The organism is Rheinheimera riviphila (assembly GCF_004005945.1).
GTDB lineage: Bacteria > Pseudomonadota > Gammaproteobacteria > Enterobacterales > Alteromonadaceae > Pararheinheimera > Pararheinheimera riviphila.
Map to the genome: position 1 here is coordinate 36,384 of NZ_SACS01000009.1, position 16,599 is coordinate 52,982.

Below are 16,599 nucleotides of genomic sequence, written 5' to 3' on the forward strand. Positions count from 1 at the left end.
CACAAATTTTCGGACAATCAGCACTGGCGGAAATGAAACGCGCCGTGTTGCTTGTTAAATTCAAAGGAAAACGGGTGTCAAAACAAAACAACACCAAGTGGATCAGTATCGGCAGGGCGCTCACCGATTTATGGGTTTGGACTGCGTTGTTATCGATGTTGTTTTTATGGTCTGCTAAATATCTGGTTGCCGGCGCGCCGCTTTTGCTGAAGTTTGAAACCTGGGTTGGCAGTGATGCGCCAATGCACTTTACGCTGGGTTTTTTACTGCCACTTTGCATTGGCTGGCTTGGTCGGGTTTATCGTAAAGCGCCGCGCAAGCAAGCATTGTTTTTTTTGCTGATCGCCTGCTTATATGCCTGTGACGAACTGCTGCAAATGTTGTTGCCGTTTCGAAGTGCCACCTGGAGTGACTTTTTGATTTCAATGGCAGGTTGGTGTCTGGCAATGTTGTGTTGGTTTTGTCTGTGGCAATTGTTACGTGGTCGCTTTGCCATTTGGGCAAAATATGCTGATTAACTTCAGCGGACTCGTTATAAAGTGACAGCTTGTGCCCGAAAAATGCGATAGTATCCAGGTTGTTAGGTGTAAATCACAAACTAAATCATCTCTTAAACGGTGGCCAGTGCATAAGTTGGATCCGATAATACAAACTCCGCGGAAAGTAGCAAAACCAGTCTGGAATGCTTTGCCGTGGTTGAGCTATAAAACCGGGCAATGGCTGCTGCAGCTTTGTTGCGGCTGGCGAATGAGGCTACGTTGTCGCTGGTGGGGTGTCAGTACTGGCACAGGTCATCGTTATTTTGGATTGCTATTGTTGCGCCGTCATCCATCGGCGGTGATACAGATTGGCCAAAATGCAGTTTTTCGTTCCAGTCCATCAAGTAACACTATCGGACTCAATCGCCGTTGTTTTTTATCGGCCGATGGTGGGGCCGAGTTGATCATCGGAGATGATTGTGGTTTTAGTGCGACAGTGATTAGCGCAGGTTATTCAATCCGGATTGGCGATAGAGTCATGTGTGGTGCGAATGTCACTATTACCGATAGCGATCGCCATCCGTTGGCAGCAGCCGCGAGACACGCAGGGCAACCGGGAGTTTCAGCTGCAGTGATTATCGAAGATGACGTCTGGCTGGGAATGAATGTGCTGGTGCTCAAAGGCGTCACTATCGGCAAAGGTGCTGTCGTTGCCGCCAATTCAGTGGTGAGCCAGAATATTCCATCATACAGTCTTGCTGCTGGTGTTCCTGCCAGAGCGCTGCCAGGTACAGAAGTTACACCATGATCAATGTTGCCGTTTTGCTGACTTGTCATAATCGTCGCGAGAAAACGCTCCGTTGCCTGGCAACCCTGGCACGCCAACAGTTAACCGGTATTTGCCTGACGATTTATCTGGTTGATGATGGTAGTGTCGATGGCACCAAGGATGCGGTCGCTAGCCAATATCCGGACGTCATCTTGTTAGAAGGACATGGCGAACTCTACTGGAATGGTGGTATGCGTCTTTGCTGGCAAAGGGCACTTCAAGATGGCGCCGACTTTTATCTCTGGCTCAATGACGATGTGTCGTTGGTGAACGATGCTATCGACCGGCTCGTGGCCTGCTATCTATACCAAGCTTCGTTGCATCAGGTTGGCGCGGTGATCGGTACCATGCTGGACCCGACTGCCAACAAACCAAGTTATGGCGGTCGCAATAAAAAATATAGCTTTCACCCGCTGGCGCTGTCTGATGTGTTGATTCCGGGGGAATCGGCGATTGAATGTGACTATATCAACGGTAACTTGTGTCTGATTCCGGCAAAAGCTCAGCAGACCATTGGTATTTTGTCAGATAGATTTACCCACAGCATGGGCGATTTTGACTATGGCTTGAGATTGCAAGCTGCCGGTTTTAGTCTGTGGGTCGCGCCAGGTCAGTTTGGTTATTGCACACCACATTTAATCAAAGGCTCAGTTCGGGATGCAAGCATCGACATGGCGACGCGATTACAGTGGACAAAAAAACCGAACGTATGGCCGCCTTTGCAAGAATGGTTATGGTTTGTACGCTTACATGGTGGGCCTATCAGGCCATTTCTTCAGGTAAAAGCAATTTTACGCCGTCAATTACCCCGCTTATGGCTGTGGTTAAATCAATCGAGGCCAGAGGCCTGAACTCTATTCTTAGTTCTCCGGCAGCCTATATTTCATGATTGGCTAAATTGGCAAAACCACAGTTGACATGCCTTGGCCCCTTGGTCAGACTAACGCCTTAGAACTTATGCTGAAACAGGACTTTACTAATGTTCATGCCCGTAATTATGGCCGGTGGTTCAGGGACTCGTTTGTGGCCGCTGTCGCGCGGCAATTATCCAAAACAATTTCTGGCGCTGACCGGCGCGCACACCATGTTGCAGCAAACCTTGTTGCGCCTCAAAGGCATTGCGCATAGCGCGCCTTTACTGATTTGTAATGAAGATCATCGTTTTATCGCCGCCGAACAATTACGGCAACTCAATATCAATGACGCCGCCATTTTGCTGGAACCGGTGGGTCGCAATACCGCACCGGCCATCGCACTGGCTGCTTTAAAAGCAGTGCAACAAGGCGATGACCCGTTATTGCTGGTGCTGGCGGCTGATCATGTCATTAATGACACCGCCGCGTTTCAATCGGCGGTATTACAGGCCGAAGTGTTTGCCAACAGTGGTAAATTAGTGACTTTTGGCATTGTGCCGACTCATGCTGAAACCGGTTATGGTTATATTCGTCGTGGTGCCGGTGCGGCAGATGCTTATTATGTGCAGTCGTTTGTCGAAAAGCCCAATGCGGCAACTGCTGAGCAATATCTGCAAACCGGTGAGTATTACTGGAACAGCGGCATGTTTATGTTTAAAGCTTCGGCGTATTTGCAGCAGTTACAGGCATTTCGGCCGGATATTTATCAGGCTTGTGTTGCAGCACTGAGTGAACAAACCCCGGATCTTGATTTTATCCGCATCAATAAAGCCGCGTTTATGGCCTGTCCGGATGATTCCATTGATTACGCCATTATGGAACCTTTAACCGCCCAAGCGACCGATTCGGTGGTCGTAGTTCCGCTGGACGCCGGTTGGAATGATGTTGGTGGTTTTGCCGCTTTATGGCAAGTGGCTGAAAAAGATAGCAATGGCAATGTGTTACAAGGCGATGTGTTGACTGAAAACAGTCAAAACTGCTTTGTGCGCTCAGAGCAGCAATTAATTGCGACTGTTGGTGTGTCAGATTTAGTGGTGATCAGCACCAAAGATGCGGTATTGGTCGCACATAAAGATCAGGCGCAAAACGTCAAAGCCATTGTCAATCAACTCAAAGCTGCCGGCCGCCCGGAAGTGACGTTCCACCGCGAAGTGTATCGCCCTTGGGGAAAATACGATTCAGTCGATCACGGCGAACGCTTTCAGGTGAAACGGATCACGGTCAAACCAGGCGCGAAGTTGTCGGTACAAATGCACCATCACCGCGCTGAGCATTGGATAGTGGTATCCGGTACTGCCAAAGTCAGTATCGATGGCGTGGATCAGTACCTGACTGAAAATCAGTCGGTGTATATTCCGATCACCGCTGTACATGCGCTGGAAAACCCGGGCAAAGTGCCGCTGGAACTGATTGAAGTGCAGTCGGGTTCGTATTTAGGTGAAGACGATATTGTGCGGTTTGAAGACCGTTATGGCAGGGCTTAAGCGATGACTAAGCATATGTACCGCAAAATCAGCTGCGTCAAAGCCTACGATATCCGCGGCAAATTAGGCGAACAGCTGGATAACGACGTGGCGTACCGTATTGGCCGTGCTTTTGGTGAATTTTTGCAAGCCAAAACGGTGGTGGTGGGCGGTGATGTCCGCGAAACCTCCGAAGCGTTAAAACTGGCGCTGGCCGATGGCTTGATGGACGCCGGTGTTGATGTGATTGACCTCGGCATGACTGGTACCGAAGAAGTGTATTTTGGGACTTTTCACTTAGATGTTTGTGGTGGTATTGAAGTTACCGCCAGCCATAATCCGTTGGATTATAACGGGATGAAGTTGGTACAGCAGGGTTCAAGGCCGATCAGCGGTGATACCGGTCTGTTTGATATTCAAAAATTGGCTGAAAATGCCGATTTTAAAACTGTGGCCGAACGCGGCAGTTATCGGCAGCAGTCAGTTTTGGCCGATTTTACGAAACATTTAATGGGTTACATCAACCCTACCAATTTCAAACCACTGAAAATTGTGGTGAATTCCGGCAATGGCGCCGCTGGTCATGTGGTGGATGCGTTAGAGCAAGCTTTTGCTTTAGTAAAATTACCGGTTGAATTTATCAAAGTGCATCATCAGCCAGATGCGACTTTCCCCAATGGTATTCCTAATCCGCTATTACCGGAAAACCGGGCTGATACAGCTGCGGCGGTGTTGGCGCACAGTGCCGATTTTGGTGTGGCCTGGGATGGTGATTTTGACCGCTGCTTTTTGTTTGATGAAAAGGGTGGTTTTATCGAAGGTTATTACATCGTCGGTTTGCTGGCCGAAGCCTTTTTGCAGAAAAACCCGGGCGCACGGATTATTCATGATCCACGTTTAACCTGGAATACGATTGATTTAGTGCAGCAAGCGGGTGGACAGGCGGTACAGTCAAAAACCGGCCATGCTTTTATTAAAGAGCGGATGCGCTTAGAAGATGCGGTGTATGGCGGCGAAATGAGCGCACACCATTATTTCCGTGATTTTGCTTATTGTGACAGCGGCATGATCCCGTGGTTGCTGGTGGCAGAATTGATGTGTGTCAAAGGCTTACCTTTGTCCGAGTTGGTACAACAACGGATTGCGGTTTTCCCTTCCTCCGGTGAAATTAACTTCACTATTGCAGAGCCGAAGTTGATGTTGGAAAAAATTCTGGCGTTGTATCAGCCGCAGGCTTTAGTGGTTGATCACACCGATGGGATTAGTCTGGAGTTTGGTGACTGGCGGTTTAATTTGCGCAGCTCGAATACCGAACCTTTGGTGCGGCTGAATGTGGAAAGCCGGGGTGATATAACGTTGATGCAGCAAAAAACGGCCGAGCTTGCGGCGTTGTTGACAGCTTAAAAACCGAGCCGGGTCAACACGTCAATTGGCGTACTACCGCTATCGCGGTGAGTAACGCCCTACGCATTTTTGTTTTTAAAACAATACCATACCGCTATTTAAGAGTAGGGCGTCACTCACCGCGTTAGCGGTAGTGCGCCATTGTTTGACATAAATTCAATTGTTGTTGCATGGCAGACTGCCTGTGGCGAGTCGTGCCCTACGCATTTTTGTTTTTAAAACAATAGCTTAAGTGTACCTTGAAAGTAGGGCGTCACTCACCGCGTTAGCGGTAGTGCGCCATTGTTTGATATAAATTCAATTGTTGTTGCATGGAGGATTGGCTTCTGCGCGTCGTGCCCTACGCATTTTTATCTTTAAAACAATAGCTTAAGTGTACCTTGAAAGTAGGGCGTCACTCACCGCGTTAGCGGTAGTGCGCCATTGTTTGACATAAATTCAGTTGTTGTTGCATCGAGGATTGCCTGCAGCGCGTCGTGCCCTACGCATTTTTATCTTTAAAACAATAGCTTAAGTGTATCTTGAAAGTAGGGCGTCACTCACCGCGATAGCGGTAGTGCGCCATTGTTTGATATAAATTCAATTGTTGTTGCATCGCGGACTGCCTGCGGCGAGTCGTGCCCTACGCATTTTTGTTTTTAAAACAATACCATACCGGTATTTAAGAGTAGGGCGTCACTCACCGCGTTAGCGGTAGTGCGCCATTGTTTGATATAAATTCAATTGTTGTTGCATGGCGGATCGCCTGCGGCGAGTCGTGCCCTACGGTTGAAACGCAGAATTAAGAAATTTTTAGACAAAAAAGCCGTCATCAGACGGCTTTTTCAATTTGCGCTAGTCGGTTATTAAGCTTTACGGCGACGTGACAGTAGTGCCAGACCCGCTAACCCAAACAAGGCGATCGTAGCTGGAGCTGGAACTTCAACCAGTTCAACCATGTCCAGTAAAGCGCCTTTGCCATTCCCACCAGCAGTGGTGTTTTTTGATGGGTTGTAAACTTGCTCGCCAGCACCGCCAAAACCAATCAGCATTTCTGTTGAAGTAGCGACTACTTTTTGTTTGTATTGCACCCAGTTAGCGTTGTTATTGGCACCAGCGCTGTAATCGTAGGTGTAGTCAGCGTTAGTTTTGTCAATAACCGAACCATTGGCTTTCCAATACACGTTCAGACCATTGTTGTCTGTAGCGGTATCACGAGCGCGATACCAAAAAGATAATTCGTAAGTTTGGCCAGCTTTTAAACCAGTCAGTAACTGGAAAATACCGGTGTTGCTGTTGCCTGGTGTTTTGTAACTGAAGTGGGTGTCCATCTCCAGGTAGTGTTCACCGTCAGCTGCGTTGTTGTTGATAGTGCCGTTAGCTGAAGACAGGGTGCCATTGTGATGAACTTCAACACCTGGACCGTAACCTGCAATGTGTGACCAGCCTGGTAAGCCTGAGTACACAGCCCAACTAAAACCTTGTGGTTTTCCGGCTAAATCGCCAAAAGAGAGAGCAGGTTGTTCACCACCGAAGGTGATTGAAGTGCCTGCTGGTGCTTGCTCGAAGCTACCGTTGGTAATCAAAGAAGCATTTGCCTGAACTGACATTAAACCAGCCAGCAATACTACTGATTTTAACAAACTTTTATTCAACATCGACACTCCCATGGCATCTGAAACTTCACTAATGGTTTACTGGCAATAATTATGCCAGTGCATGTAACTTATTGATTTATATATGGCGATGCTTTGTGCCACTTTTCGGGATGTAAACAAAACTGACGAATATGACTTCCTGTCACCTGACTACATTACTTCTCCCCGTACTGCACATTTATATTAACCACTGAATTGCATAAAAGCATCATTTAAATTGTGAAGATTTGCCGGTAATCTGCTGTTTCAACTGTTGAATGTTGCCCCAGCGCCATAGTAGAGCCGGGCGATGTTTGGATTTTTCCTGGGTTAACCAAATTTGTTGCTGCCTATCAATGCAAATTGCTTCCAACTGACCGCCTTGTGGCACCGGTATCACTTTTTGCAGTTTAAACTGCCGATCCAATACGGCTAGGAACGGCCGGTAATCATTGTATAACGCCATATTCAGCACGTTGTCGCGAAATCTGGCGTAACCTGTCAACACAAATAATTGATGCTCCGAATTAAATGCGCCGCCGGTGATCACACCCGGCAGGCCAGCGACTGTGGCGATTTTCACCGCTTTAGTACTGCCAGTGCTGGTATAAGGTGTTAATTGATAAACGGTGCTATGGGCACTTTGCCAGGCTTTGTTAAAAAGCAGTAGTTGCTCCGAAGTGCTGACCAATGCTTCCGCATCAAAATCATGTTGATATACCTGCAACGGGGGCAGCGGCAGATCCGGATAGACAAAACTGGTTTTACCGGTTGGATTCAGTCGATCGGAGCTTAAGTTCAGCGCTGCCCGGTATAAGTCACCACCGTTACGAACGCCACTGTTATTGCCGATATCGCCAATCCACAATTCACCCTGATGTACTGTCAACGCTTCCCAGTCCTTGTTGGCAGCGTCCATCGCGTAATGAGCCAGTACCTCGCCACTGGCGTTCAACTGATAAACCGTGGCGTTGTTACCAGAATCATTGATGGTTAAAAAAGTCCCATCCGCCTGACAGACTAATCCTGAGCTTTCGACAACTATGGTTGGGAGCGTGGCTTCTGACCCTGCTGCCGTCGCAGCATCGGCCGGAGCCAATGTTGGCGGCGAGCTGCAAGCCGCTAAGCTCAAGCCAACAACGTGAAACAACACGATCAGCGATAACCGCCGGCAAAAACGAGGACTTTGGTCAATCACGAGTCTTGGAACTCCCTGGCAGATGAAATGCGGCTACCGCCACAGCCACAAAAATGGCGGTAAACAGCAACAAATTATTGGTGTTATATTACAACAATGCCAATGAAGCTCGCCATTGTCGTTGAATTATGGTGAGATAAGCGCTGGAATCATCGAACAACTGCAGGTATTATCGCGCCGTGACTCAAAGTCCTGTGTATGTAATTGTTATTCATGGAAGAGATAACGTTTGAATAAATCCAGCACCCTCGAAGTGACCGGCAACGGTTTTGCTTTTTTGCATCGTCTGCTCGACCTCTGTATTCTGATTTTAGTGCTGGTGATCAGCAGTGAATTTTATCGTCGTGGTTTTGATAAAAATGACTTGTTGTTACTCCTGTCGCAAATTGTGGTGTTTTCTTACATCGCCGAAGCATTAGACTTGTATCGATTCTGGCGGGTTGGCAGATTTGGTAAAATGTTATGGCTGGTATTGATTATCCTCAGTATTTCTTTTGCATTGATGCTCAGCGTGTTGTTCTTATTTAAATCAGGTGCCGATTATTCCCGTGTAGTGATTGGCCTGTGGTTTGTCGGTTCAGCAACCCTGATGCTGGGCTGGCGCTTGGTCTACCGGGCTGTCAGGAAAATTCAATTAGAAAACGGGATTAACCTGCAACGGGTGGCGATTGTCGGCCTGACGCCACGGGGCATCGAGCTTTATCAGGAAATCAAAACCCATCCGGAACTCGGCTTTGAATGTATCGGATTTTTTGATGACCGGGAACCGGATCGGTTTCCGCAAGAGTTCCGGGCTTTGTTGCTGGGCACCGTCAACGATTCGGTGATCACCGCCCAATCGAGCATTATCAGCCGCCTTTATATCTGTTTACCCTTAAGCGCCGATCGGCGGATCCAGCAAATCGTGCAACAACTTGGCGATACCACGCTCAATGTCTATCTGGTTCCGGAATTGTTAATCATTAATATGATGCACGGTCGGCTGAGTAATGTCGGCGATATCGACGCTATCAGCGTGTTTGAATCACCGCATTATGGTGTACAAACGTACCTGAAGCGGAGCTTCGATATTCTGTTTAGTGCCTGTGCTTTATTGCTATTGTCGCCGTTATTGCTGCTGATTGGCCTTGCCGTGCGGCTGACCTCAAAAGGTCCGGCGATTTTTAAACAAGATCGGTACGGATTAGATGGCAAACAAATTGGTGTTTACAAGTTTCGAAGCATGAAAGTGCTTGAAAATTCTGATAACGTAGTACAGGCAACCAAAGGTGATCAGCGAATTACTGCTCTTGGGGCCTTCTTACGCCGGACATCGTTGGATGAATTGCCGCAGTTTTTTAATGTTTTGCGCGGAGAAATGTCGGTCGTCGGACCACGACCACATGCGGTTGCTCACAATGAACATTACCGGAATCGGGTCGCGTTTTATATGCTGCGCCACAAAGTCAAACCAGGCATTACCGGTTGGGCGCAAATTAATGGCTGGCGCGGTGAAACCGATACGCTCGATAAAATGGAAAAACGGGTCGAGTTCGATTTGCACTACATCCGCAATTGGTCGTTGTGGTGGGATGTGAAAATAATTATCAAAACATTATTTAAAGGCTTTGGTGGGAAAAATGTGTACTGAAAACAAAGGGATCTCTATGAAATTTGCGCAAGGCGTTATCATCAGCACAGCATTACTCACTTCGGTAGCACCGGTTGCGGCACAATCAACAGCACCGGCTTCTGGTGTTATTAAAACTTCATCGGGCATTGATCTGGTGCCAAGTTTACAGGTTGGCCTGAAGCATGATGACAACGTTGTCCGGTCAAGCACGAATGAAATTAACAGTTGGGTCAACACCATAGCGCCGGCGCTCAAAGCGACGCTGGTCGATGGTGCCGATAGTTACACCCTGACAGCGGCATTAAATAATGCCCGTTATTTCAGCAGCCATCTGGATGATTTTACCGATGGTTATCTGGAAGGTGAGGCCCGTATTTCTCCGGCCAGCCACCACAATTTCAAATTAAAAGCCAACAGCAGCTGGTTGCATGAAGACCGTGGTACCGGTGTATCCGAAGGCCGTGGTTTATTGCTGAATGACGTGACCAAATACAACAGTCAGTTATTTGATGCTGAATACTTGTATGGAGCACCAAGCTCAACAGGTAAAATTCGACTAAATTCAAGATATTACAATAAGGATTACGATAACTTCCGCGATGTCACCCAATATCGTGATTACGATTCAACCTTATTCGGTGGTGCGTTTTTATACCAGACCAATGGCTCCATTAAGCTGGTCGCTTCGGCAACGACCGCTGAAATTGACTTTAAAGTGTTGGACTTAAGTGGCGATCGTAACAACACCGACAACAACTACCGGGTTGGCGTTGAGTGGGAAATGAGCAGCATCACCTCGGGTGAACTGAAACTTGGTTACCAGGACAAAAACTTTGACCGCTCGCAGCGGGAAGATTTCAGCGGTTTTGCCTGGGAAGCAATTTTGGTATGGCAACCACTGACCTATTCGGGCTTTGACGTGGCCACCGGACGTCGCGCCAAAGATGTTGATGCCGTCAACGTGTTAGGCGATTACATTATCGAAACTACCTATGGCCTGGGCTGGAATCACCAGTGGAGTGAAACCTGGGACAGCAAAATTGCCTATGAATACCAGACCAACGAGTACAACTTGTCGAGCCGCAAAGATACCGGCAAAGTACTGACATTGGAGCTGAATAAACAATTGCTGCGCTGGGTAAAAATTAAGGCTTTTGCCAATATTGAAGATCGCACCTCAACCTTGGGCGTGATTGAGTTTGACCGTAATGTCATTGGTTTAAACGCTGAATTTACGCTCTGAGGATAAGCCATGAAGTACCTGCTGACGATTTTGTTGTTTTGGTTTGCCGCAACTTGTGCCCAGGCGCAGGAAGCGGACAACTATACGCTTGGGCCTGGTGATGTGATTGTGATCCAGGTCTTTGGCGAAGATGAGCTAAAACTGGAAACCCAACTGACTGATAGTGGCACGGTGAACTATCCATTTCTGGGGACTATTAAAGTCACCGGCATGACCATCAAGCAAGTCGAACAGCATGTATATCAGGGACTTAAAGGCGATTATTTTGTCGAGCCGAATGTGTTTGTCGGGATTGTGCAATACCGGCCATTCTACATTCACGGTGAAGTGAAGCAGCCCGGCGGTTATCCGTATCAGCCGGGTATGACCGTCAACCAGGCCATTGCATTAGCCGGCGGGATGACCGAGCGGGCGTCGCGCGATAAAATTTTTATTTCCCGTGAAGGGGATAAAAGCAATACTCAGACCGGTTCGTTAGCGAGCCGGATCAGTGCCGGTGATACCATTACCATAGAACAGAGATTTTTCTAATGTCTTTAGCTGTTGAACCTCAAGGCGTCGGTCAGGTGAATGAAGAAGTCATTGATCTGAGAAAGTATTTTTCAGTCATCAATAGGGCTAAATGGCGCATTCTGTTATTGGCGATGCTGGTGTCTGCGCTGACGGTGTTTATTGTGCTGAACCTCAAGCCGGTGTTCAGCTCGCGCGCAACCTTGTTGATTGAAGCGCAGCAAGCCAAAGCGGTAAAGATTGAAGAAGTGTACGGCATGAATTCGGCGCAGCAGGAATATTACCTGACGCAGTTTGAAATTTTGAAATCGCGCAGTATCGCGGAAACCGTGATCGAACGCCTGCAGTTGGGCAAACACAGCGATTTTGTTACTGAAACATCGCTGATGACTGAGTTGAAAAAACAACTGCCGTTTTTACCGGATGACGCTGCTGATTTATTGTCGGAAGAAGACAAAGCTGCCCGCGTTAAAGAAAAACTGGTGCAGAAGTTTGTCGAAAAGTTAAGTATTGATCCGGTCCGTAAAACCCAGTTGGTGAACATTACTTTTGAATCGCATGACGCCAAGCTGGCCGCAGCTGTAGCAAATGCTGTGGGTGATGCGTATATCGAAAGTCAGCTGGAAGCCAAAATGGGTATCACTCAAAAAGCCAATGCCTGGTTGGGTGGGCGTTTGGGTGAATTGCGGTTACGTTTAGATGAATCTGAGCTGGCACTACAACAATTCCGGGTGCGCGAAGGCCTGATTGATGTGGCGGGCGTGCGGAGTTTAGGTAGTCAGGAACTGGAGCGGTTAGGGGTTGAAATTACCCAATCGAGGGCAAAAAAAGCCCAGGTTGATGGTTTTATCCGGGTGATTTCGCAATACGGCACCGATAAAATTGACCGGTTGGAGTCGTTACCGGAAATCACCGCGCACCCTGGCGTGCAAAACGTCAAAAAAGAAGTGATTTCAGCCGAGCGTAAAGTGTCTGAGCTCAGCAAAATTTATGGTCCTAAACATCCAAAACTGCTGGCAGCAAAATCTGAGCTCACCACAGTGCAGGACAATTTACGCGACCAAATTCGTAAATTAATTTCCGGTATCGAAAATGAAGCGCAAACCGCTTCCCAAAATCTGCAATCACTGGAAGCTGAAATGGCGCGCGCCAAGGTGCAGTATCAGGATTTAAGCGGCAAAGAGACCGAATATCAGCGCCTGCAGCGTGAAGTAGAAACCAATCGGCAGCTGTTTGATACCTTTATGGCGCGGCAAAAAGAAACCGAAGTGGCCGGTGATTTTAACTCCGCCATTGCCCGCTTTACCGACCGTGCGATGCCAGCCACCGAGCCGCTGAAGCCAAAACGCAAATTGATTGTGATCCTGGCTTTTATCGCTGCGCTTGGTTTTGGCGTGATCGTGGCGTTTGTGATGGAGTCGTTAAATGACACCATCAAAACCACCAATGATGTCGAGCAGCTGCTGCAACAACGCGCTTTGGGTGTGGTGCCAAAAGTGCCTGGAAAAATGGCGCTAAAAGACATTAACACCATGTTTTTTAATGCCGAGCAGCGACAATTCAGTGAGTCTATCCGCAGTATCCGTACCAGTATTTCGTTACTGGCGCTGGATAAACCGTTGCAAATCATTGAAGTGACGTCCTCTATTCCGGAAGAAGGTAAGTCGACCGTTTCCAGCAATATTGCGTTTGCTTTTGGTCAGCTGGAAAAAATTCTGCTGATTGATGCCGATATGCGCAAGCCAACCATCGCCAAACGATTTGCGTTACCGGCTTTCCAGCCGGGTCTGGCCAATTATTTGTCAGAAACCGAAAGCCTGGACGAATGTATTGTGCATGATGAAGCGACCGGTATTGATATTCTGACCGCTGGCACTATTCCGCTGAATCCGCTTGAGCTGCTATCTCATCCAAGGTTTGAAGCCTTATTGGTGGAGCTGAAAAGCCGTTATCAAAAAATTGTGATTGATACGCCGCCGGTGCATGCGGTTAGTGACGCTTTGGTGATTTCACGTTTTGCTGATGCGGTATTGGTGGTGGTCAAAGCCGACCAAACCCGCTCTGGCCTCATTCAGCATTCGTTATCGAAACTAGTCCATGCCCATGCCAAAGTCTTTGGGGTGGTGCTGAACGATTTGGACCTGAAAAAGGCAGAAAAATATTACGGTTCATACGGTTATTATCAATATTACGCTGAGAAATCTGAATCATCATGATTGACCTGCATTGCCATATTCTGCCTGGCATTGATGATGGCGCCAGTGATTTAACTGAATCACTGGCGTTGTTGCAGCTTGCAGTGGCTGATGGCATCACGCAGATGGTGGCGACGCCGCATATTAATCCCGGTTATTTTGACAACACTAAAACCACCATCCAACAGGCATTAATACTGCTTCGCCAGGCGCTGGTGCAACAAAACATCCCAATTGAAATTGCTGCTGCCGCCGAAATCCGGGTCACTGCCGATTTAATGCCGGCTTTTGAACAAGGCCAATTGCCCATTTTGGGACACTGGCAAGGACAACAAGTGTTGTTGCTGGAGTTTCCACACAGCCATATCCCGGCTGGTAGCGATAAATTGATGAAATGGTTACAGCAGCGTGGCGTGATGCCGATGATTGCGCACCCTGAGCGCAATCGGGATGTGCAAAACGATCCGAAAATCCTGGCACCTTTGATCCGTGCTGGTTGTTTATTTCAACTGACCGCGTCTTCATTGCTCGGTGATTTGGGTGAACGCCATCAGGAATGTGCCAGGTTGTTACTGCAACAAAAATTATTTACGGTGATGGCGACCGATAGCCACAATTTGCTGCGCCGTCCACCCAAATTAGCGGCTGCCAAAGCCGAAGTCAGTCGGCTGACTGACGAGCAATATGCACAAGATTTGGTGCAGCTGCATCCGCAGTTAATTACCGCCGCGCTGGATTTTAACCGCATGCCGAGCCTGGAGCCGACCTCATGAGCAACACCGTACCTGGCACAGCCGACGCCGCTTTATCTGCCGCAGCGGGCGCGACTTTGGCAAAAACTCAAAAACGGTCGTTGCTCCATCGGCGTATCATTGCGCTGCTGTTAGCGCTTGGCACCTTGTTCCTGCTGACGCCGGTGTGGCAAGCGGGCATGGCCAGCGCCAATTTTTTCCGGGTGCAGTTTCTGCTCAATGAGTGGGACAAAAACAGTGACAATCTGACACCAGAGCGTTACGCGCAAGCGGAGCACCTGATGGCAGTCACGCTGTCCAAAGATCCACATCATCCGCATTATTTGCTGAGTATGGCCAAAGTACTGGAGTGGGGCTGGTATAAAGGTTTAAGACCAGCCTCAGAAATGGCGGTGGTGGAGCGTTATTATCAGCAAGCTATTCAATTAAGACCGCAGTGGCCAAACGCCTACGCCGATTATGCCTGGTACCTGAGCATTGTGCAGTTCCGGGTGACTGAGGCGTTTGAGCAGCTGGCATTGGCGCAGCGATACGGCCCTTATATGCCGCAGGTACTACAACGGACGTTGGCGGTGGTGTATTCACAGTGGCCACATTTAAACGCCAGTCAAAAGGCTTTGGCTTATCAGGTACTGGCGCGCAGTATTGATGCCAGCCCACGTTTGTATAATCCGGTGCTACAACTGGTGAAACAGTATCAAATGCAGCGCCTTGGGTGTATCTATTTGCAGGCACGCCAAACGACGGATAAACCATACTCTGCGTTGGCGCAGCAGCGGCTGCAACGTGATTTTTGTCAAAACCGGCAACTGCGATGACCGAGCCTAAAACCGACGCCTTGATAACAAAAGCCTCAACACCAACCAACGCTGATATTCGCCAGGATCCGGGTTTACAAAAACTACTGAGCCGGATGCCAGCTGATATTGGCGAAAGCTTTACCGAACAGCAGTTGTCGCACTTGCGGGTAGCACTTGGCGCGCGGCAGTGGGGCAAACATCAGCTGGATTTACGCGGTACACTGCGGATTTTTCACTGGCGTTATTATTATGTGGTCGTCGCCGGACGTAACTTGCGGGATGGCGCCCGTTCGCAGCAACAGTTTTCAAAGTTGATGCTGGCGGTGATTATTTCGATGTTATTGGTGGTGTCGGCGGGTCTTGGGGTGTTGCTGTTGTATTTAGTCAAATCGGCATTTGGCATCGACTTATTCGACGGTTTTTCGCTGGGGATTTGGAGCTGGTTTAAGGCGTTGTTTGCTTGATAGAACCCGGTGATAGTTCGGCGTACTGCCGCTGTCGCGGCGAGTAACGCCCTACGCAAATAATTGATTTTATGTATAAATTGTAGGGCGACACTCACCGCGGCAGCGGTAGTGCGCCATCAATCAATCAATCAAACCAATTCTAAAGTCTGTATATGTGCTTGCTGCGTTGTTGTGGTAATTAGCTCGGCATTGTCATCATCTTCTGCAATATAACCAACCGGAACTGTCGGCACTGCCACTTTATCAAAGGCGGTATCACCTTCCGCAATCGGCGTGTGGTGGGAAACGGCAGCAAAATCAAACAGGTTTTTATCAATCATGTGCGAAGGGACAATATTCTGCATCGCCTGAAACATGGTTTCGATGCGGCCTGGGAAGCGTTTATCCCAGTCCTGCAGCATTTCTTTCACCACCTGACGTTGCAGGCCGTCCTGCGAGCCACACAAGTTACAAGGGATGATTGGGAACCCTTTGGCGGTGGAGTATTTTTCGATATCTTTTTCGCGGCAATACGCCAAAGGCCGGATCACGATGTGTTCGCCGTTGTCACTTTGCAGTTTTGGCGGCATCGATTTCATTTTGCCACCATAAAACATGTTCAGAAACATCGTTTCAATCATGTCATCGCGGTGATGGCCAAGTGCAATTTTAGTCGCACCCAGCTCTTTGGCGGTGCGGTATAAAATGCCACGGCGTAATCTCGAGCATAACGAGCAGGTGGTTTTGCCTTCCGGGATTTTGTCTTTAACGATGGAGTAGGTGTCTTCGGTGACAATCAGAAACTCAACGCCCAGCTCGGTCAGATAACGGGGTAACACATCAGCCGGGAAACCAGGTTGTTTTTGGTCCAGGTTCACCGCGATGATCGAAAAATCAATTGGCGCAGATTGTTGCAGGTTCAGCAGGATGTCGAGCATGGTATAGCTGTCTTTACCACCCGACAAACAGACCATGATTTTATCGCCTTGTTCGATCATCGAAAAGTCAGCGATTGCCTGTCCCACGCCACGCCGTAAGCGTTTGTGCAGTTTGTTCAGATTATATTGAGCTTTTGCTTGCAGAGCGTGTGACATACCAACAACACCAGATTACCTAAAAAATGGCGCACATTATAACG

Annotated in this window: 15 protein-coding genes; 12 read left to right on the forward strand and 3 right to left on the reverse strand. The window is 48.4% G+C overall.

Annotation, left to right across the window (positions count from 1 at the left end; all coding sequences use genetic code 11):
• The first annotated feature begins 74 nt into the window (after positions 1-74).
• The 5 genes from EOE67_RS09745 (at position 75) to EOE67_RS09765 (ending at position 5,089) form a co-directional block, all read left to right on the forward strand.
• On the forward strand, positions 75-518 hold the full coding sequence (locus EOE67_RS09745) for a VanZ family protein (protein WP_164852277.1): 444 nt from the start codon (positions 75-77) through the stop codon (positions 516-518).
• 421 nt (positions 519-939) lie between these two features.
• Positions 940-1,287, forward strand: coding sequence for an acyltransferase (locus tag EOE67_RS20520; RefSeq protein WP_164852278.1), 348 nt, complete (start codon positions 940-942; stop codon positions 1,285-1,287).
• Positions 1,284-2,159: a glycosyltransferase family 2 protein gene (locus tag EOE67_RS09755; RefSeq protein ID WP_127698909.1), complete on the forward strand. Its 876-nt coding sequence runs from the start codon at positions 1,284-1,286 to the stop codon at positions 2,157-2,159. The genes EOE67_RS20520 and EOE67_RS09755 overlap by 4 nt, the downstream gene beginning before the upstream one ends.
• A 128-nt stretch (positions 2,160-2,287) precedes the next feature.
• Positions 2,288-3,706 carry a mannose-1-phosphate guanylyltransferase/mannose-6-phosphate isomerase gene (locus EOE67_RS09760; RefSeq protein ID WP_127698910.1) on the forward strand — a complete coding sequence of 473 codons (1,419 nt, stop codon included), beginning with the start codon at positions 2,288-2,290 and terminating at the stop codon, positions 3,704-3,706.
• Positions 3,707-3,709: 3 nt separating this feature from the next.
• Positions 3,710-5,089 (forward strand): phosphohexomutase domain-containing protein, encoded by a 1,380-nt coding sequence (locus EOE67_RS09765; RefSeq protein WP_276317439.1) that lies wholly within the window; start codon positions 3,710-3,712, stop codon positions 5,087-5,089.
• Positions 5,090-5,934: 845 nt separating this feature from the next.
• On the opposite strand, the gene EOE67_RS09770 is transcribed toward EOE67_RS09765, so the two are convergent.
• Both EOE67_RS09770 and EOE67_RS09775 read right to left on the reverse strand, forming a co-directional pair.
• Positions 5,935-6,726 carry a PEP-CTERM sorting domain-containing protein gene (locus tag EOE67_RS09770; RefSeq protein WP_164852279.1) on the reverse strand — a complete coding sequence of 264 codons (792 nt, stop codon included), beginning with the start codon at positions 6,724-6,726 and terminating at the stop codon, positions 5,935-5,937.
• Positions 6,727-6,934: 208 nt separating this feature from the next.
• Entirely contained in the window at positions 6,935-7,903 is a 969-nt protein-coding gene (locus EOE67_RS09775) for a hypothetical protein (protein ID WP_127698912.1), read from the reverse strand.
• Between the two features lie 229 nt (positions 7,904-8,132).
• Between EOE67_RS09775 and EOE67_RS09780 the strand changes: the two genes are divergently transcribed.
• Genes EOE67_RS09780 through EOE67_RS09810 form a run of 7 tightly spaced genes read left to right on the forward strand, consistent with a single transcriptional unit; the run spans position 8,133 to position 15,479 of the window.
• Positions 8,133-9,533 (forward strand): undecaprenyl-phosphate glucose phosphotransferase, encoded by a 1,401-nt coding sequence (locus EOE67_RS09780; RefSeq protein ID WP_127698913.1) that lies wholly within the window; start codon positions 8,133-8,135, stop codon positions 9,531-9,533.
• Positions 9,534-9,549: 16 nt separating this feature from the next.
• Entirely contained in the window at positions 9,550-10,758 is a 1,209-nt protein-coding gene (locus tag EOE67_RS09785; RefSeq protein WP_164852280.1) for an outer membrane beta-barrel protein, read from the forward strand.
• A gap of 9 nt (positions 10,759-10,767) precedes the next feature.
• A complete protein-coding gene (locus EOE67_RS09790; protein ID WP_068065103.1) occupies positions 10,768-11,289 on the forward strand; it encodes a polysaccharide biosynthesis/export family protein in 522 nt (173 codons plus the stop codon).
• Positions 11,289-13,484, forward strand: coding sequence for a GumC family protein (locus EOE67_RS09795; RefSeq protein ID WP_127698915.1), 2,196 nt, complete (start codon positions 11,289-11,291; stop codon positions 13,482-13,484). The genes EOE67_RS09790 and EOE67_RS09795 overlap by 1 nt, the downstream gene beginning before the upstream one ends.
• Entirely contained in the window at positions 13,481-14,236 is a 756-nt protein-coding gene (locus EOE67_RS09800; RefSeq protein WP_127698916.1) for a tyrosine-protein phosphatase, read from the forward strand. Before EOE67_RS09795 ends, EOE67_RS09800 begins: the two co-directional genes overlap by 4 nt.
• Positions 14,233-15,033 (forward strand): hypothetical protein, encoded by an 801-nt coding sequence (locus EOE67_RS09805; RefSeq protein WP_127698917.1) that lies wholly within the window; start codon positions 14,233-14,235, stop codon positions 15,031-15,033. The genes EOE67_RS09800 and EOE67_RS09805 overlap by 4 nt, the downstream gene beginning before the upstream one ends.
• Positions 15,030-15,479: a 3-phosphoshikimate 1-carboxyvinyltransferase gene (locus EOE67_RS09810; protein ID WP_240652775.1), complete on the forward strand. Its 450-nt coding sequence runs from the start codon at positions 15,030-15,032 to the stop codon at positions 15,477-15,479. Before EOE67_RS09805 ends, EOE67_RS09810 begins: the two co-directional genes overlap by 4 nt.
• A 131-nt stretch (positions 15,480-15,610) precedes the next feature.
• Here the strand turns inward: EOE67_RS09810 and ttcA are convergent, their stop codons facing one another.
• The gene (gene ttcA / locus EOE67_RS09815; RefSeq protein WP_127698918.1) at positions 15,611-16,555 is read right to left on the reverse strand and encodes a tRNA 2-thiocytidine(32) synthetase TtcA; all 945 of its coding nucleotides are present in this window, start codon (positions 16,553-16,555) and stop codon (positions 15,611-15,613) included.
• Positions 16,556-16,599 lie beyond the last annotated feature (44 nt).

Coding starts and splice junctions, on each gene's coding strand:
- EOE67_RS09810 (WP_240652775.1), top strand. CDS start 15,030: ATGACCGAGCCTAAAACCGACGCCTTGATAACAAAAGCCTCAACACCA.
- EOE67_RS09805 (WP_127698917.1), top strand. CDS start 14,233: ATGAGCAACACCGTACCTGGCACAGCCGACGCCGCTTTATCTGCCGCA.
- EOE67_RS09770 (WP_164852279.1), bottom strand. CDS start 6,726: ATGTTGAATAAAAGTTTGTTAAAATCAGTAGTATTGCTGGCTGGTTTA.
- EOE67_RS09760 (WP_127698910.1), top strand. CDS start 2,288: ATGTTCATGCCCGTAATTATGGCCGGTGGTTCAGGGACTCGTTTGTGG.
- EOE67_RS09755 (WP_127698909.1), top strand. CDS start 1,284: ATGATCAATGTTGCCGTTTTGCTGACTTGTCATAATCGTCGCGAGAAA.
- EOE67_RS09765 (WP_276317439.1), top strand. CDS start 3,710: ATGACTAAGCATATGTACCGCAAAATCAGCTGCGTCAAAGCCTACGAT.
- EOE67_RS09790 (WP_068065103.1), top strand. CDS start 10,768: ATGAAGTACCTGCTGACGATTTTGTTGTTTTGGTTTGCCGCAACTTGT.
- EOE67_RS09785 (WP_164852280.1), top strand. CDS start 9,550: ATGAAATTTGCGCAAGGCGTTATCATCAGCACAGCATTACTCACTTCG.
- EOE67_RS09800 (WP_127698916.1), top strand. CDS start 13,481: ATGATTGACCTGCATTGCCATATTCTGCCTGGCATTGATGATGGCGCC.
- EOE67_RS09795 (WP_127698915.1), top strand. CDS start 11,289: ATGTCTTTAGCTGTTGAACCTCAAGGCGTCGGTCAGGTGAATGAAGAA.
- ttcA (WP_127698918.1), bottom strand. CDS start 16,555: ATGTCACACGCTCTGCAAGCAAAAGCTCAATATAATCTGAACAAACTG.